We start from the raw sequence: 17,297 nt of genomic DNA on the forward strand, positions 1-17,297 counted from the left end.
TCACGCCGGCGGCCGGCTGAACAGGTTCACGACATTGCCGTCGGGGTCGCGTAGTAGCAATGACCGGTTGCCCCACGGCATGGTGGCCGGTTCCTGCACGACGTCCTCATCGAGTTCCTTGAACAAAGCGTCCACATCATCGACCAGGAACTCGATGAGCACCGACCGGTTCTGTCCCGGCTGCGCGAACGGCCCGACCGTCCGGGTGCTGCCGATCGCCAGCGTGGCGCTTTCAGTTTGCAGTTGAGCAAAGTCCTCGGTGGCCCAGGCCGCCTTCAGCCCGGTGACGCGCTCGTAAAAGCCCACGAGCCGGGCCACATCCTCGGTGATCACGCGAATCGAAACGAAATTCATACCGGCACGCTAAGCCCAAACCCGGACAGGTCCGGTCCGCCTTACGCAGATGCCCTGCCGCGCAACTCCAGCGCAATTTGCGACGCATCGAGGTTGGCAAGCTCCTCGGCCAGCACATCGGCGTCAAACGTCCCGTGATCGCGCGCATCCAGCAGAGCCGAACGCTGCGCCGCAATGACCGTGAGCCGATGCTTCATCGCCACCGCGAACCCTTGCTCGCGCGGCGGTTCCGGCATGGCTTCGGCTTCGTCGCGCAGGAGCTGCATGATCCGGGTACGTTCACCGCTCACCTGTTCCTCGACAGCGCCCGGATCGACCCGGGGCGTAATGACGCGTAACAGCGGACCGATGGTGCCGCCCTGCACGAGCAGCGACATCGCCGCCACTGCGAACGCGATCAGCACCAGCACCGAGCGCTGCGGCGTGTCCTCGGGCAGCGTCTGCGCGGCGGCCACGGTCACCGCCCCGCGCATGCCCGCCCACACCACCGCGGTGCCTTCGCGCCAGCCCAGCGGCTCGCGCAGGAAGTATTCGATGTCGGCGAGAGCCTGGGTGAGCCGGAAAGCGAACCGGTCGAGGTCGCGCTCCGACGCCGGTTTGGCTCGACGGTTCACCTCGCTGAACGCTGCTTGCTTACCTTCGGGCGTACCCATCTGATCGTGCATTGTTTGCACTCGGGTCCGTACCTTCATGCCGTGCCGGGACCGGCTGGCCAGCACCCCCAGCAGCGGCCCCACATAGGCCGCGCGCACCGCAATGGTGAGAATCAGCGCTCCCGCCGCGACCAGCACCGCAGTTCCCACGCCCGCGTGGTCGTCCTGCACGTGCTTGACGATCGACTGGATCTGCAGCCCCATCGTCAGGAAAACAGCGCCCTCCAGCACCAGCTCCACGGTCCGCCAATTCTGCGAGTCCGACAGCCGGTTCCGCGCCGACAAATCCCGCGGCGCCCGGAACCCGGTCACCAGCCCGGCGACCACCGCCGCCACCAATCCGGATGCCCCGAGCAGCCCCGCCGGTACGCACGCGATAAACGGCACCGCAAAGGAAATCACCGTGTTGACAGTCGAATCCGTCACCCGCCGGCGCACCGCGAGGTTGAGCCACCCCACCACCACCCCGATGATCAGCGCCACGACCACCGAATAGGCGAACGTGCCTACCGCGCCCCACAGCGAAAAGGAAGCAGCCCCCGCCACAATCGCCGTCCGCAGCAGAACCAGTGCCGTCGCATCGTTGAGCAGGCTTTCCCCGTCGAGCATCGCCACGACCCGCTTCGAGACCGAGGTCTGCTTGATGATCGAGGTGGCCACCGCGTCGGTCGGGCTGACAATCGCGCCCAGCGCCACGCCCCACGTGAACCCCAGTTCGGGAACGGCCACCGTGAAAAAGAGGCCAAGCACGAGCGCGCTGGCCACCACAAGGAGTACGGACAACCCGCTGATAGCCCCGAACTCCCGCCGGAAATTCATCGCCGGCATGGAAACCGCCGACGAGTAAAGCAGCGGCGGCAGCACCCCCTCAAGAATCCACTCAGGGTCAATCTCCACCGCGGCGAACGCCGGAAGAAAGCTGACCCCCACCCCGATGGCCACCAGCACCAGCGGAGCAGCAATCCCCAGCCGCGGCCCCACAACAGTCGCAGCCGCAATCACCAGCAGCGCAGAAACCATGACAACGAGCAGCTCAGTCACAAGATCAGCCTGTCAGCAACACCCCGTTCGATTCCTGCGTTCCGCCAAGGTCAGATGACCACCCGTACCGTGCGCGCCTCTTCTGATCCGGAGCTCCGAGCCACCTACTCTCAGGTCTCATGGGCGCGAAAACGGCACTACTGGCATTCTCCGACGGCGACTTGCGACCGGCATTGCTGGGCGCGACAAAGTCCTCCCCAGCCGAGGCAGAAGCCTTCGTGCGACAAGCCTTCCCCGGGTACGTCCTCACTCCCGCTGACGACATCACGCTCTTCGAGACGTACCCTCCGGACGACGTCACCTACGCCACGGTCTTACCCGGCGCCGAGCTTTTGTGCGACCGCAGCCTGATGCTCGACCGCCCCTCCGAACTACCCGAGCACCTTCGCCACATCGGTGCAGGCAGGCGCGTCGTCCTGCACGGCATGCACTCGGCCGTCGACTGGCTGGGTTTCGCGGTCTGGGAGAGCGGTGCCCTGGTCCGCTCGCTGAGCCTGTCCCCAGACGGCGGCATCCAGGAAAACCTCGGCGACCCGTACGACTTCGAGCGCGCCTTCTGGGCCGGCGAGCACCCCGTCGACAGCTCGTACCCCCTGCCGTTTCATCCTCTCGAACTCGGCGAGGCAGCCCTGCGCGCCTTGTTCGGCTTCATCCTCGAAGGAACTCCCGCCCCCGACGACCTCGATGCCGACAGCGTCCACCTGCACGCCTTCAGCAGGAGCCGTTGAACCAGAACGCCGCCGCCACGACCCGCAAACCCGCGCCCGCATCTCTAGGCGTCCTCGGCCACGCCATCCCCGTCCACCTGGCGACGAGATGAGCGAACCCACACCACGAAACCCACGCTCACAATCGCCATGAGCACAGCCAGCCCACCCCAGGCCCACCGCGCAAACGAATCGTCAGCCATGAAAGCCCGGAACCCGGCCACCCCGGCCAGCCCCAGCGGACCGAGGCCGTACCACTCGTTGTAAGTAAGGTTGTTGAACTCCTGTCGCATGGACTCACCCTAAGGTCGCAGCGCTCGTGAACCGGCGGCCCAATTTCTCGCACGCCGCCCTCAGCTCCTCCGGCCCCACCACCTCGAACGAAGCGTCGAATCGCGCGAACCCCGCCGCCAGGCTCCCCCATGACCACGATCCCAACGTCAGCCGGCACCGCTGCTCGCCCAGCGCCTCCACGATCCCGTCCCGCGTGTAGGCCGCCACCACCGAGGCTGCCAGCGGGAGAGTCGCCGAGCCGCGGCAGGGCCATCGTCCCGAGTCGTCCACCGAACCCCGGAACCGGCTCGTCACGAAGGTTGTCACGTCACCGCCGGGTAGTTCCCGGGGCACAAACCGAGGCCCGTTGGGGGTACGCAACCGCAGTCGATCAACCCGGAACGTACGCCAATCCGCTCGGTCGAGGTCCCACGCGACCAGGTACCAGCGTCCATCCCAGGTGACTACGTGGTGGGGCTCGGCGCGGCGCGGATCGTCCTCGGTGCCGTAGTAGAACCGCAGCACCTCGCGCGCGTGCACAGCAGCACCCAAGGCCAGCAGCACATCGCCGTCCACAGCCGAGTCCGGTTGCGTCGTCGGCCTCGGCACCGCAGTAACCTCCAGGGCACTGATCCGGTTGCGCAGCCGGGCCGGCAGCACCTGGCGGATGGTGGTCAGCGCCCGCGCCGCCGCCTCGGCCAGGCCGTTATCGGGGGTCGAGGCGGACACCTGCAGCGCGACAGTCAGCGCCACCGCCTGCTCATCATCGAACAGCAGGGGCGGCAGTTCCGTTCCGGCGCTGAGCCGGTACCCGCCGTCCGGGCCTTTGATGGCGGCGATGGGATAGCCGAGTTCGCGCAACCGGTCCACGTCGCGGCGCACGGTGCGCAAGCTGATGTCGAGACGGTCGGCCAGCAGGGTCCCGGGCCAGTCGCGGCGGCTCTGCAGCAGGGAGAGCAGGGCCAGCAGGCGCGCGGAAGTCTTCGGCATGAATGCGAGCCTGCCGCAAGTAGGTGACACTACCTGGCACGTACCCTGCGAATCATGCTCTTGTCAGCAAGCGGGACGCATCGGGAGCCATCATCCACCTCAACTTCGAGGACAGCGCTCGGGCGGCGCTGGAGTTCTACCGGTCGATCTTCGGCGGGCAGCTCACCGCGTTCACCTACGCCGACAGCCAGCGGGTCGAGCACCCCGCCGACGCCGGCCGGATCACCTGGTGCGAGGTCCGGGCCGGGAACGGATTCCACGTCATGGCGTACGACATACGCGAAAGCCAGTCCCACAACGCCGGCGACCGCGCCTTCTTCGTGTCGATCCGGGGCAAGGACGCCGACAAGATCAGCACCTATTGGAAGGGCCTGGGCCAGGACGCCACCATCATCGAGGACCCCGCCCCGGCCGGCTGGTCCCCGCTCTGCGGCATGCTCAAGGACCGCTTCGGCGTCACCTGGGTCCTGGACGTGGCCGTCGACTACCCCGCCTGAGCAGCCAAGCGGGAACGGCGGCGCCGCGGTGTCGCCGACCGGGCTCTGGCCTGAGACGCTTCACCTACAGCTTGAACAGCGTCCGGGCGTTCCCCGAGGTGAACTTGGCCCGATCCACATCGCTGCCGAACGCTTCGAGGAACGTCCGGATCTCCGCGCCGGTGGGCTGCTGGAACGGATAGTCGGTCGAGAAAATAAGCCGGTCAATCGTGGTCACTGCGAGCGCATGTTGCAGCAGCACCGGATTGAGCATGCCGGAGGTCGTGAGGTAGAAATTCGACCGCAGATACTCCGCGACCGGCCGGCTCAACCCGGCAATGCGCGACAAGCTGTTCGTACGATCGGACCAGAACGGCAGCAGCTCACCCCAGTGCCCGAGAATGATCTGCAGATCCGGGTGCCGATCAAAGGTTCCTCGTACGATCAACCGCAGCGCGGCCAGCCCGGCTTCGATATGCCAGCCCCATCCGAAGGTCGCCAGGGCGAGCGAGGTCATCTCGTCGAAACCGCCGTACGCCGCGTCGCGAATGGCGCGGGACGGGATCTGCGGGTGGATGAAAATGGGCTGACCGAGGGCTGCCGCTGTTGCGAACAGGTCGTCGTACCGGGAATCGTCCAAGGCAACATCGCCGGTCCGGCCGTAAACCATGGCGCCGACGAATCCCATTCCGGCGGCTCGTTCAAGTTCACCGGCAACCGCGCTGGGCTCGGACAGCGGAAGGGTCGCCAGCGCCCGGAATCGCGTGGGGTGCCGGCGAACCGCCTCGGCCGCTGTGTCATTCAATTCCCGGCTCAGCGAAACAGCGTCGGCCGGTGCCAGCGGCTGCGTTCCCGGCGGCGTCAACGCGATGACAGATGTATCAATGCCCTGCTCATCCAGCGTGGCCAGCCGCCCCTCGCCGAGATCCTGCAGCCGGTCCAGCTTGTCGCCCATCTCGTTGAAAGCGAGGCTGTCATCCGAGTCCGGCAGCCCGTTGAGCGCGGCCGTCAATGCCGGCGTCGTCCAGTGCTCCTCAATCGCAATCAAGCTCATGACCGCAACCTAACACGTTCGCTAAACACGTGTAGAGTGAGCGATGTGACAGGAACGTCCCGGGACGCCAAGCGTGCCCGTTCAGCTCAGCGCATCCTCGCCGCCGCACAAGAGGAATTCGCCGCGCACGGCTACACCAGAACGACCATCCGCGGCATAGCCGATCGGGCCGGCGTGCACGCGTCGCTGGTCATGCAGCACTACGGCACCAAGGCCGCGCTGTTCGCCATCGCCGCCGAACTCCCCGACAATGACGACAAGGTCGCAACCGACCATTTGCTCGACGTCCTCAACGTCCGCCTAGGCGAATTGCCACCCGAAACCCGCGCCCTGGTCCGCTCCATGCTGACCGTGCCCGAGGCCGAAGAATCCATGCGCAACTTCCTGGACGAGCGCGTCGGCAACCTGGCCCAATCAATGCAAGGCGACGATGCCCAGGTACGTGCCCTGCTCGCCGTTTGCAGCATTCTCGGCCTGACCGTGGCGCAGCACTTCCTCAAACTCAGCGCCTTCGAAACCGTGCCACGGGAGGAACTGCTCCAAGCCGCGCACGCCTGGATGCGCCCCTGACGAACGCGCCCGATCACGGTCAGCGCCGTCCCGCCGGCCACCGCCACCCCCTGACACGGTCACAAGGTCGAAGCGGCTCAGCGCCTGGAGGCAACTGAGCCGCTTCAGCTTCGACTAGATGTTCTCGTGCCAGGGATTGACGAAGTCGCCCACCACGCCCCGCACCGCAACCGGGCTACCCGCGTCCGCAGGCGCCCCGGGCGGCCCGGCAACCTGGCAGCCGAACTGCGGCACGATCCGCCGCTGGATGTAGCCGGACTCGAACCGCAGCTCGATGCGCACATCCCCAGCCTCGCCGCCGTAGCAGGCGAGCGCGTACCCGGTGGTCCAGTTGATGCTCAGCGAGCTGCGCTGCACGCCATCCTGGTCAACGATTGGCCACGGCCCGCTGTCGGCCGAAACCCGAGCGTCGGCACCAACCGCGACCCGACCGGCCGAAGTCGCCGCCTGAGCAGCCCCCGCCGACAGCGTCAAACCGCCAGCCAGAACGGCGACGCCAGCCAGCCCGGCAGTAGTTGCCCTGCGCAGATTCATCTGTCTCCCTTTGCTACTCGAAAGCAGGTCCCCTCGAAGCTAAAGGCCGAAAAAGAACAATCGATGTCAATATCCAGCGCAACGACGCACACCTATGCGAGCTGCATCACGCCGGTGTCGTGCCGGTGAGGGACACCCAGCCGTCTCGCACGACCCCAAGACCTGCGTCTGGAGCGCATACCTGCCGGGCCGTTCCATTAAGGTCGCTTCATGACCGTACGGGGAGTTCAACGGATCGTTGTGTCAGTAGCCGACCGGGAACGGGCGTTGATCCTCTACCGTGATGCGCTCGGGCTGACGGAGAAGTACACCGCAGGCGAAGTAGTAGCGCTCACCATTCCCGGTTCCGACACCGAACTTCTGCTTCATGAACGCCCGCCCACCCCCGGCTTGGCCGGTGTCGCCGTGAGCTTCCTGGTCTCCGACGTCGATGTGTCCACGGCCGCAGCCGAGAAAGCCGGCGCCCGGATCATTGACGCCCCGGACGATCAGCCGTGGGGCGAGCGCCAATCGGTGTTCACCGACCCCGACGGTCACGTCATCTGCCTGGTCTCAGCACTGACCAGCCAATAGCACGAATTGCATCTGCAATGCACCAGCTCGACAGCCTCGTGCCAGAATCCACCCGCGAAACGGCGCATCGACCACCAATGTTCGACAGACCAAGAGGCCTTCGTGTCAGGCGAGCAGCAAGGCCAAGCTCGGATCAGGAGCAACGATTCATCCGTCGGCGCGCCGGCGCGGCCCCGTATAGCCCGGACCAGCCTCATCGCAGGGCTGACGAATGCAGCCGGTCTGCCACGGATACGAAGCGAAGTACCTAACGGTTAGTGGAATCGAATGCCGTTGATGTCGCCCTTACTTCGCGCTGGCAAACGCTGAAGCAATCCCGAACCTCGGTCGATCGGACGAGCCTTCTGTCCTACCGGCGCGTTGGCGGTGCTTAAGGCACGACGCGGCCCGCCCTAATCGAGACATTCTACCGCTGAGCGTGCAGCATTTTCCCCGACTGCGCTGCTGCGCCACGAGATCAGCGTTTATCCCTCGTGTTCACGCCATCCTCCTCACTGCACCGCCGCCCCGACCTTCCCAGCCTGACCAGCATTCGCGCCTTCGCCGCACTCGCCGTGTTCGCCTACCACCTGCATCCGTGGCAGCAGTTCGCTTGGTTGGCGCCGCTGAAGTACGGCTACACCGGCGTCACAATCTTCTTCGTGCTCTCCGGCTTCATTTTGACGTGGACACATAACCCGGCCCAGAACTACCGGCAGTTCTATCTTCGCCGTTTCGCTCGCATCTATCCGACGTACCTGGTGGTGCTGTGCGGCGTCCTGTGCTGGTCCGCCGTCAGCGGCAACGGCCGGGACCTCGGCGCGACTCTGACCAACCTCACGTTGATCCATGCCTGGTTCACCGATCCAGGAATTTACGCCGGAATCAACGGCGTCACCTGGTCGCTGGCCTGCGAAATGTTCTTCTACGCCCTCTTCCCGCTGCTGTGGCGTGCAGCTCAGCGGATCTCGCTGCGTTCGCTGTGGTGCATCGTCGGCGGCATCTTCGCCGGCTACGCGATCGTCACCGTAACCATTGCGTCTCAGCAGGCCAGTCGCGATGTGCTGCAAACTCTGTACGCCAACCCGCTGGCCCGGCTTCCCGAGTTCCTTCTCGGCATCGCCGTCGCCAGCACCTCGATCGCCGGAAAGTGGATTCCCGGATGGCTCACCGGCGCGACTCTCGGCTTCGCGGCAGCCGGCGCCGTTTTCCTGCCCCAGTGGCCCGTCGCCAATGTGTGGGCGACGCCCCTGGCCGCCGCGAGCATCGTCTGGTTGGCGAAGAAGGATCTCAACCGGTCGCCATCCGCCCCGAGACGCGCTTGGCTGCAGATGGCCGGACGTGTGTCGTACGCCTTCTATCTGGTGCACGGCTTGGTGCTGCTCAAACTCGAAAACCAGGGACTTGTTCTGCGTGCCGTAGTTGCCTTCCTGATTTCCGCAGTGATCGGCCTTGCCCTGCACAAGTTGGTCGAGCTGCCGGCGAATCGCTGGATCATCGACCGGCTGGGCACGACGTCCAGCCGGCTCCTCGTCGACCACATCATCCGGCAGCGGAACCAAGCCGACAACGCACCACCAGCCGCCGAAGACGTCGTCCGATCCCGAAACCGATGACTCCCGTGCAGGCACGCCCGAACGGCACCGCACACCAGAAAATTGCTGCTTTGACCGGACTCCGCGGGGTGGCGATCTTCGCGGTGATCGCCGGGCACATCGTCACGCTGCACTATCCGCGCGGAACCAGCGGGTATTGGCCGACGCTGCTGCTGCACCAGCCGATCATCGGGGTGCAGGTCTTCTTCGCGCTGTCCGGCTTTCTGATCACGGGCATCCTGGCACGCGAGAAGGCCAAGACGGGGCGAATCAGTTTGCGCCGCTTTTACGCCCGCCGCGCCTACCGCATCTGGCCTGCGTTCTACACCTACCTGACCGTGGTGGCGGTGCTGGCGGCGTGGGGTGTGTACTCGGCGGGCTGGAAAGACTTGACCGCGGCAGCGTTGTACGTGTCCAACTACATGCCCGTTGGATGTGAATGCCTGTCCCACACGTGGTCGTTGGCGGTGGAGGAGCAGTTCTATCTACTGTGGCCGCTCACTCTGGTTCTGCTGTCGCCGCGGTGGGCGCTGCGCCTCGCCTTTACCGGCATCGTGGCGGCGCCGGTATGGCGGTTCTGGCTGTACCACTCGATCGGGACGGTACCGGTGTGGCATTTCGAAACCCGCGTCGACGCCATGCTGTACGGCGCCGCCCTCGCTCTCGCCCTGCACTTGTACCCGCAGTCCATTCCCGCCGCCCGCCAATGGATGTCACGGCTGCGGCTCGTACCTGCAGCCGTTGCGGCGATTTTGGCAACTGTCATGGCTGGCGAGATTGGCAATGGCGACCTGTGGCATGCGTTCGCCAACAGTGTCGTCGGTGGCGCCGCCGCGGTCCTCATTTTCGCAGCTACCGGCACGACCGGCATTCTCGTGCCGGTGCTGCAAAACCGGCTCCTGGTGTGGCTCGGCACCATCAGTTTCAGCCTGTACCTGTGGCAGCAGTTGTTCGACATGCCACGCTCGCCGCTACCCCTGGCCGTCGGGCTGCCGCTGATGTTCCTCGTCGCAGCAGGTAGCTACCTGCTGGTGGAAAAGCCGTTCCTCAAGGTGAAGGACCGCAGGGCTACCTTGCGGCGGCAGCAATAAGCGCAGCTAGACGCCGTCGAATTCGAGCGCCTGGTTTCTCAGGTCCCGGCTGTTGATGCGGTGCACCAGGTTGAGCACTCGCGCTCGTTCCCGCCGGTACGCACGCGGAGCCGGCGGTTCGTGCTGGAACGTGGCGGTGGCCTGACCCGAATCCCATTTCAAGTCCCGCAGGTCGGGGAAGCGGGTCGGATCGCTGGTGTGCCGGCGCGCGAATCGCGTTCCGGGAATGGCCTTGAACGGGCTCATGCTGATGCGGTCGAGCATGTGCTCGTGGTCGCTGAGGAAACGATAAGTTTGTGCGACGTCGTGACTCGTCTCGCCGGGATACCCGAGCATCATCGTCGTTCGTACGCTCAGACCGACGGCATGCGCGTCGCGGATGAATGTCGACGTCTGGGAGATATCGGTGCCCTTGGCCATCCGGTCATTGACGCGTTGGCTACCTGTTTCCAGGCCACAGCTGATCCGGCGCATCCCGGAGTCATAAGCCCGCTGGAGGTCGTCGCGGCCGAGGCCGTTGACACCTCGGGACTGGACGTGAACCGTTCCCACCCAGGTTCCGCCCGGCACGCAGGATTGGAAGTTGTCAGCGATCCCCCGCCACATGTCCAGGTCGCCGTTGAGCTTGATGTCCAGGAACGCAACCTGCTTGGCTTGATGGCGATCGGTCTGCTCGGCGATCTCATCGAGAACGGCTCGCAGCGGACGGCTCCGGAACGTACGTCCGTTTGCGGTTTCGATGTCACTGCAGAACAGGCACCGGCCCCAACTGCAGCCACGGCCGGTCATCACCGGAACCACCGCGGTCCGATAGAGATGCCACGGGAAATCGGTGAAGTCCGGTACCGGAAGAGCGGCGAGATCGGTCAAGGGCGGAGCGGGCGGACCCTGCCTGCCATCGGGCAGAAAAACCCCGTGGTGCTTGGTCAAGTCGTTGCCGGCGAGCAGATCCGCCACGATGTCGGGAAGCGAGAAGTCGGCCTCCGCGCCAACGATCGCCGTCAAACCGCGAATACTCAGCCATTCTCGGCTGACTGACGGGTCGTGAAAGGCAGGACCACCGAGAATCACCGGTACGCCCGCAGCACCCGCCAGTTCGCAGAGCGCGACAACCGATGGGCGGTGGTCGAGATAGGCAGACAGCAACAGTACATCGGGCCGGCGTTTGGCGAAGGCGGCCCCGGTCTCCTGCAGCACCCGGGGATTCGCCTTTCGCCGTTGTGCCAGATAGCGACCGCGGAGCTGGTCCCGCATCGGGGTGACGAACGGATGCATGGCGAAGAGGGCGCGCTGTTTGACGTGTGTTCCGAAATTTTGCGGCCGTTCCCGGACATAGGGTGGCACGCCGTGCAGCAAGGGTGACAACACTTCGACAGCCATGTCGGCCCTGCGAAGTGCTGCGACGAGATATCCCACGCCTAGAGTCGGGTAGCGGGACAGGTTGTTGAGATCGACCAGCAGTGCCTTGACGTCAGTCATGTCAAAGCCAACGAACAGCTGGGCGGAAGCAAACGGTGCTGCTCACAGTGCTGCCCGTCGGATGAGCGATGTCAGCCGATCGATCTAATCCGAAGTGGTGTCACGCCGACGTCCGGCGCCCGAGATTTCGGAACTGGATCTCAAAGGGGCGCTCGATGACGGTGTACAGAAGCCACGCACCGATGGACGACACGATAAGGCAGGCGGCAAGCACCACTGCGGTCTTGGCCATGGGCTGACCACCATAGATCGCGTAATGGTCGGCAACGCGGAACACCTGATAATGCAGAAGATAGAACGCGTACGACCACGTGCCGGCCGTCACCATCACCCGGCTCCGCAGAATGCTCGTCGCTTCGCGCAGGTCGGCGTCGGCCGCTGCCGCGATGAGCAGAAGGAATGGAACGATCGGCACGGCCACGAAGCAGGCCCACTCCGGCACCTGACCGGCAACTACGAACGTCGCTACCGCCAGGAAGGCTGCGGGTCCCAGCTTGATGACCACCTTCGAACCGGAGCGAAGCAGGAGAGCCAGAGCCATACCGGCGACGAATTCCAGCAAACGCGTCGGCGGGAACACGTAGACCGCCCAGTACGCGAAGCCGATGTGGTGCTCGGTGTCGTGCGCCGAGGGCCGCAGCAGAACCGGAATCAGGATCGCCAGAAGCACGCAGCCGCACAGCAGGGTCCACATCCACCGCCGGGACAGTTGGCGCAGCGGACCGATGAGGTAAGGAAACACCAGGTAGAAGAAGACCTCGGTCGACAACGACCAGCCGACCGAGTTGCCCGCGAAGTACCAGTCGGCGTCCGGGATCCAGGATTGCAGCAGCGTCGCGTTGAACAGGTCCGCCCGGGACAGGCCACCGATCGTGACGACGCTGACGGCCAGCGCGAACGCCAACGCCACCAGGTAGGCCGGCACGATGCGCGCAACCCGCCGTTGCCAGAAGACGCCCTTGGCCGGGCCGGGTGCGCGATCGTTCCAAGCCAGCACGAAACCCGACAAAGCGAAGAAGAGCGTGACCCCGACAGTCCCTGGCCGGGTCAGGGCCTGCACGAACCACGGGCCGCCGCTCTCCCCGAACGCGGGGATGATGTGCCGCCCGAAAACCACAAGCGCGGCAATCGCCCGCAAGCCGGTCAAGGAGTCCAGCCGCGGGCGTCGACCGGCCGACGGGGTGCCCACCGGCGAACCGGTGGGCACCCGCATCACGTGACTCGAAGTCATCGCATCGCCATGATGGTGGGCGCTAGCCGGTAACCCCACATCTTGTAGGCGGCTTCGCCCCGGTCGGAGGTGACGTACGCGGCTGAGCTCTTCGACTGAGCACCGGCCACGGCGGCCAGGTCAGGGCGGCCCCGACGAGCGAGGACGGTCAGGGCGCTGGTGGTGAAGGGCACGAACCGGACCCGGTCGGTGTGCCGGCTTCCGTTGCTGGTGTTCAGCAGCCACCTCGTCTGGTCGACCCTCGGCATCAACTGGTTCACCAGCAGGTTGGTGAGACGCACGGCGCGGGAATCCTCGGTCACCAGTGCCGTCATCGCCGCCATGTCGGCCTGCACCTGCGTGTAGTCCGCATCAAAGCCCGGCCGGCCGCCGCTCCTGGCCTCAGTCAGGTAACCGGCTCCGTCGGCACCGCTGTCCGACGTCGGCTTCTTCGTGATGACCAGTCCTCGACCGGGCCACTTGTCCCCCGGGTTCTGGGCGAATTCGATCGCGTCCCAATACACGGCCCGGTAGCGGTCATCTCCGGTAGCTCTCCACGTCAGCGCGGCCACCAGGGCGTTGCCCAGGGCGATGTTCCCGTTGGTGTACCAGGCATAGTTGCCGTTGTTGATCAGGAACTCGGTGGCGCCCCGCAGCGCCTCCGTCCAGCGCGCGCGACGGTTGTCATCCAGTTGCGGACCGATCGCGTACAGGGCCATGCCCAACTGGGTCGCGAACGTCATCGTCTGGATGTCCGGGCCTTCTTCGTCGTCGGCGCCCGGGCCGAGCGAGCCGTTCCGCGCCTGGTACTCCTTGATGGCCGGATCGATCGTCTGGACAGCCAGTTTCACCAGGCTGCGGTCAGCGCCCGAGGAAGCCAGCGCCGCCGCCACCACGCCCGGCCCGATGTTGCAACGGATGCAGAGAGGCCGGCCGGTCTCCCAGATCCCGTTGGCGAAGAAGTATTCGTCGTCGCTGGAGTCCCGCCGACGCGACGCTTCCAGGCTGTCCCGTGCGGTCTTGAGCAGCGCTTCCGCGTTCGGCCGGGACAGGGCAGGTTCATCGGGGATACCGGACGTGGGTTCCATGGGCGAACCGCTGTGGTGGTCTTCCCGGCTGGTCACGACCCGGCCCACCGCTCCCACCGCGAGTAACACCAAACACAATGCGACCAACATAATGGTCCGGACCTTGACGCTGATGGCCCGGCCCTTAAGCCGAATGACCGGCATTGCAGTTAGACCCTTTCGGCCGTGAATGCACAAATGGCTGCGGTCGTCACCGCTGCAGCGCGGCGTGCCCGGCAGAGGCACGGATCCCGCTGAGCAGAAGCCGATACGCGTCCATCACAGAATTTGTCGTTGCGCTTTCGTTGAACGAAGTCTCGATGCGTGTGCGGGCGGCTGTGCCCTCCCGCGCAACGAGCTCCGGATCGCCGAGCCTGACCAGGACTTCCTTGGCCAGAGCGACAGCGTTCCCCCGTTCAACTACGGCACCGGCCGCAGGCAACGGCCCCTCGAGCAGAGCCTCTCGACTGCCCGCCACGTCCGAGGCAATTGTCGGGCGCGCGGTCGCCATACCCTCCAGCAACGACAACGACAGCCCCTCCCACCGCGAGGGCGAGAGAATGACGTCGGCCGCGAGGAAGACCGGCCGTACGTCGTCGCCGGCGGCTCGGGTCAGGACGCCTTCATCGGCGCGGAAGCCGTTGTCATAGCCCTCCCCCATGAGAACCAGCACTGCGGCCGGCTCGGCGGCCCGGACGTCGCGCCACGCTTCCAGCGCGAGGTCCTGCCCTTTCTGCTCGGAGCGGCGACCGACGATCGCCGCCACGAACGCGTCGCCGGGCAGGCCGAGGAGCCGGCGCGCCGTGGACCGGTCCGCCTCGGTCGGTGTCGTGAACTGGGCGAGGTCGACACCGTTGAGTACGATCCGTCCGCGGCCCGCGATACCGTTCACAGCACCGTCCTTCTGTTCCTGGCGACTGCAGTAGAGCGTGAGATCGGTCCACCGGGTGGCGTACCGTTCCCATCGGGTTGCCGCCAGGCGGGTCTTGCCCTCAGCCGCGAGGAAGGACCAGGCATGCGGCTGAAAGACGGTGGGAATCCGGCCGCGCAGAGCGAGACGTCCGACCAGTCCGGCCTTACTCGAATGCAGATGCACGAGATCAGGTGAGCGTCCGGCGATGGCCTGGCGCAACGTGCGGCGTTCCTCGGCCAGACCAGCGCCGGGTTGCCGGGCGCTGTCCCACCGTTGCCAGGAAACGCTGGCAGCCAGCAACTTGTCGGCGAGTTCGCCGGGCGGGCAGGCCACCGCCACTTGCAGGCCTTCATCGCGCTGGGCTTTCGCCAGCCCGAGGACGACTCTGGCCACGCCGCCACTGGTGGGCTGGGAAACGTGCAGAACGGAAACCATGATTCCTCGCTAGCGCTTTGCCTGGTGGAGCGTCTTGGTCGCCAGATCCTGGAAGGCGGCCGCAACGTGACCCCACTCGAAACGCCGGCTCCACTCCCGGGCCGCCAGCGACATCCGCGTACGGCGCTCGTCATCGCACAGCAAAGTGGTGACGGCATCGGCGACCTGGCGCGGGTCGGTGGGGTCGACCAGCAGGCCGCTCACCTCGTTGTGCACCGCGTCGAGAACCCCGCCCTGAGCACCGGCGACGATGGGCAGCCCCACCGCTGCGGCCTCGGCGTAGACGATGCCGAACCCCTCCCCGGACCGCCCGTCCTCGCTGGTCCGGCTGGGCAGCACGAACACATCGCTCGACGCGAACAACTCATCTCGCTTGTCGTCGTCGACAAGACCGAGGATTTCGACGTGGTCGGTCAGGCCGCGGGCTCGTACCTCGTCGCGCAGCCACGGCAGACGGTCGCCGGCGCCGACGACGACCCAGCGGACGTCCGGCACCTTGTGGCGGATGAACGGCATCGCTTCGAGAAGAACGTCATGACCCTTGTACGGATCGTTGATGCGAGCCACCGTCAGCATCGTCGGATGAGCGCGGCGGGTCCGCAGAGTCGTCCGCGGCGCGGGGATGCCGGGCGGGATGACGGACAACGGACCGGCGAGCGGGGAGACCGCCTGGACGAGCGTCCTGGTGTAGCGGCTCACCGCCACGCCGTGGTCGGCCCGGCGGGCGCACAACCGCGTGGCGCTCGGCCACGTCGGCACCTCTTTGGCGTGGTAGTACTGCAGCCAGGTAGCGCCGCTGATCAGCTTCGCGAGGGCCGCGGCGTATCCGCACCGGACGTGCATGCTGAGGATGAGGTCGGGCTTGAACCGGCGGGTGTGCGCCACTGTCGCGTAGGTCAGCCTGGCGATCGACTTACGGCCGCCGCGAGGAACGTTGGTGACCCGGTGTACGCCGTAGCGTGAGTTCGCGTCCCATTCGGCAGCGCCGGGCTCATCGAGCGTGAGGATCTCGACCGGACCGTCCCACCGCTCCGCCAGCCCGTAGGTCAGCGACTCGATGCCGCCCACGGCCGGCGGGAACACCGGAGTGATTACTTGCAGGCGCGCACTCATCGGCGTCCTCCAAGCCGGCTGTCGTACATCTCGATGTGCTTGGCCGCGATGGCATCCCAGGACCACCGCTGCGGCAGCTCGCCGGGAAGCGAACGGCGGGCCGAGGCGATCGTCTCCGGGGGGTCGAGGAGTTCGATGAGCCCGCGAGCGATGCCGTCGCGATCGGCGCTGGGTGCGACGAAACGGGGGTCCATGTGGCGTACCAGCTCGGGGTTGGCGCCGACCGGTGTCACCAGGACCGGGGTGCCGCAGAGCAGGGACTCCGCGGTGGTCAGCCCGAAGCCTTCCAGCTCGGTCGTCGGCATCACGGTCAACGTGGCGCTCCGGTACCAGGATCGGAGCTCTTCCTCGCTGACCCGGCCGAGCAGCTCGACGTTCTTCTCAAGGCCGTACGACGCGATGTCGGCCTCGATGCGGGGGCGCAGGTGCCCGTCACCCGCCACGGCCAGCTTCACCCGAGGATGGCGCTCCACGACCGACGACATGGCGGCGATGAGTTCGGTGACCCCGGTACGAGGAGTCAGTCGCCGCGCGGTGAACAGGAGCGCTTCACTCAGGTCGTCCTCGGGAATGCTGCTCCGGGGCCGGAACCAGTCGGTGTTCACGCCACCCGGGATCAGCGTGGTGGCTTCCGCCGCTCGGGGTGACAGCTCCGCCACCTGACTACGCATGAACTCGCTGAGCACGGCGACACCGGTCGCCCGGTTGACCACCGACGCCTCGACCCGCCGCAGCGTGTTCACCACCGGTCGCTGCACCGCACCCGGCAACACGTACGTGCCCTGGCGTTCGGCGAGCAGTTCCTTGTAGACCGGGGCGTGCAGCGTGTACAGAAACGGCCGCGCAGCCGGGGCGAACGGTTTGACCAGGGTCATCATCGGCAGCGGGAAGTGACCGTGCAGCATCGCGCGGGGGTGCTCGTCGAGGATGGACCGGATCGATCGCCAGGTCCGCCACGGGTACTGCAGCGCGAACGTCCTGCTTTCCTTGCTGGGAACGTCATGACGGATCAAGTGGACGCCGTCCTCGCCGGTTTCGACGTCCGGCGAGGACGGGAGGACGCGCTTGGCGACAACGGCGACGTCCACGCCGGCCCGTACCAGGGCGGCGGCCAGCTCCCGTACGTACCGTTCCAGTCCGCCCAGCTTGTCGGGCGCGACCGCATTGGTCATGAGAAGAACGTCGTGTCC

At 66.1% G+C, this 17,297-nt stretch carries 18 protein-coding genes; 6 read left to right on the top strand and 12 right to left on the bottom strand.

The window, feature by feature from the left end; translation table 11 throughout:
* Both TFC3_RS28250 and TFC3_RS28255 read right to left on the bottom strand, forming a co-directional pair.
* Positions 1-354 carry a VOC family protein gene (locus tag TFC3_RS28250; protein WP_067508177.1) on the bottom strand — a complete coding sequence of 118 codons (354 nt, stop codon included), beginning with the start codon at positions 352-354 and terminating at the stop codon, positions 1-3.
* A 41-nt stretch (positions 355-395) separates the two neighbouring features.
* The gene (locus TFC3_RS28255; protein ID WP_067508179.1) at positions 396-2,048 is read right to left on the bottom strand and encodes a sodium:proton antiporter; all 1,653 of its coding nucleotides are present in this window, start codon (positions 2,046-2,048) and stop codon (positions 396-398) included.
* Between the two features lie 119 nt (positions 2,049-2,167).
* Here TFC3_RS28255 and TFC3_RS28260 point away from each other — a divergent pair, with 119 nt between their 5' ends.
* Positions 2,168-2,776, top strand: coding sequence for a hypothetical protein (locus TFC3_RS28260; RefSeq protein WP_067508181.1), 609 nt, complete (start codon positions 2,168-2,170; stop codon positions 2,774-2,776).
* 44 nt (positions 2,777-2,820) lie between these two features.
* On the opposite strand, the gene TFC3_RS28265 is transcribed toward TFC3_RS28260, so the two are convergent.
* Complete coding sequence (locus TFC3_RS28265) at positions 2,821-3,048, bottom strand: hypothetical protein (RefSeq protein ID WP_067508183.1); 228 nt, start codon at positions 3,046-3,048, stop codon at positions 2,821-2,823.
* Between the two features lie 4 nt (positions 3,049-3,052).
* A complete protein-coding gene (locus TFC3_RS28270; protein ID WP_067508184.1) occupies positions 3,053-4,018 on the bottom strand; it encodes a YafY family protein in 966 nt (321 codons plus the stop codon).
* A 23-nt stretch (positions 4,019-4,041) separates the two neighbouring features.
* On the opposite strand from TFC3_RS28270, the gene TFC3_RS28275 reads away from it, so the two are divergent.
* Complete coding sequence (locus TFC3_RS28275; RefSeq protein WP_236718496.1) at positions 4,042-4,515, top strand: VOC family protein; 474 nt, start codon at positions 4,042-4,044, stop codon at positions 4,513-4,515.
* A gap of 64 nt (positions 4,516-4,579) precedes the next feature.
* Here the strand turns inward: TFC3_RS28275 and TFC3_RS28280 are convergent, their stop codons facing one another.
* Positions 4,580-5,548, bottom strand: coding sequence for an amidohydrolase family protein (locus tag TFC3_RS28280; RefSeq protein ID WP_067508186.1), 969 nt, complete (start codon positions 5,546-5,548; stop codon positions 4,580-4,582).
* 45 nt (positions 5,549-5,593) lie between these two features.
* Here TFC3_RS28280 and TFC3_RS28285 point away from each other — a divergent pair, with 45 nt between their 5' ends.
* The gene (locus TFC3_RS28285; protein ID WP_067508188.1) at positions 5,594-6,118 is read left to right on the top strand and encodes a TetR/AcrR family transcriptional regulator; all 525 of its coding nucleotides are present in this window, start codon (positions 5,594-5,596) and stop codon (positions 6,116-6,118) included.
* Between the two features lie 114 nt (positions 6,119-6,232).
* On the opposite strand, the gene TFC3_RS28290 is transcribed toward TFC3_RS28285, so the two are convergent.
* Entirely contained in the window at positions 6,233-6,652 is a 420-nt protein-coding gene (locus TFC3_RS28290) for a hypothetical protein (protein ID WP_067508190.1), read from the bottom strand.
* A gap of 210 nt (positions 6,653-6,862) precedes the next feature.
* Here TFC3_RS28290 and TFC3_RS28295 point away from each other — a divergent pair, with 210 nt between their 5' ends.
* The 3 genes from TFC3_RS28295 (at position 6,863) to TFC3_RS28305 (ending at position 9,890) form a co-directional block, all read left to right on the top strand.
* Entirely contained in the window at positions 6,863-7,225 is a 363-nt protein-coding gene (locus tag TFC3_RS28295) for a VOC family protein (RefSeq protein WP_067508192.1), read from the top strand.
* A 473-nt stretch (positions 7,226-7,698) separates the two neighbouring features.
* The gene (locus TFC3_RS28300; RefSeq protein WP_067508194.1) at positions 7,699-8,820 is read left to right on the top strand and encodes an acyltransferase; all 1,122 of its coding nucleotides are present in this window, start codon (positions 7,699-7,701) and stop codon (positions 8,818-8,820) included.
* A complete protein-coding gene (locus TFC3_RS28305; RefSeq protein ID WP_082772570.1) occupies positions 8,817-9,890 on the top strand; it encodes an acyltransferase in 1,074 nt (357 codons plus the stop codon). The genes TFC3_RS28300 and TFC3_RS28305 overlap by 4 nt, the downstream gene beginning before the upstream one ends.
* Positions 9,891-9,896: 6 nt before the next feature.
* Here TFC3_RS28305 and TFC3_RS28310 read toward each other — a convergent pair whose 3' ends face one another.
* From TFC3_RS28310 to TFC3_RS28335, 6 genes are all read right to left on the bottom strand, one after another.
* The gene (locus TFC3_RS28310) at positions 9,897-11,369 is read right to left on the bottom strand and encodes a radical SAM protein (protein WP_067508199.1); all 1,473 of its coding nucleotides are present in this window, start codon (positions 11,367-11,369) and stop codon (positions 9,897-9,899) included.
* Positions 11,370-11,469: 100 nt separating this feature from the next.
* Positions 11,470-12,600, bottom strand: coding sequence for an acyltransferase (locus TFC3_RS28315; RefSeq protein ID WP_082772571.1), 1,131 nt, complete (start codon positions 12,598-12,600; stop codon positions 11,470-11,472).
* Positions 12,597-13,892 carry a hypothetical protein gene (locus tag TFC3_RS28320; protein WP_153040516.1) on the bottom strand — a complete coding sequence of 432 codons (1,296 nt, stop codon included), beginning with the start codon at positions 13,890-13,892 and terminating at the stop codon, positions 12,597-12,599. Before TFC3_RS28320 ends, TFC3_RS28315 begins: the two co-directional genes overlap by 4 nt.
* The gene (locus TFC3_RS28325) at positions 13,858-14,994 is read right to left on the bottom strand and encodes a glycosyltransferase (protein WP_067508206.1); all 1,137 of its coding nucleotides are present in this window, start codon (positions 14,992-14,994) and stop codon (positions 13,858-13,860) included. Before TFC3_RS28325 ends, TFC3_RS28320 begins: the two co-directional genes overlap by 35 nt.
* Positions 14,995-15,003: 9 nt before the next feature.
* The gene (locus TFC3_RS28330) at positions 15,004-16,107 is read right to left on the bottom strand and encodes a glycosyltransferase family 4 protein (protein WP_082772572.1); all 1,104 of its coding nucleotides are present in this window, start codon (positions 16,105-16,107) and stop codon (positions 15,004-15,006) included.
* Entirely contained in the window at positions 16,104-17,279 is a 1,176-nt protein-coding gene (locus TFC3_RS28335) for a glycosyltransferase family 4 protein (protein WP_067508210.1), read from the bottom strand. Before TFC3_RS28335 ends, TFC3_RS28330 begins: the two co-directional genes overlap by 4 nt.
* Between the last annotated feature and the right edge of the window lie 18 nt (positions 17,280-17,297).

Source organism: Actinoplanes sp. TFC3 (genome assembly GCF_001553785.1).
GTDB lineage: Bacteria > Actinomycetota > Actinomycetes > Mycobacteriales > Micromonosporaceae > Actinoplanes.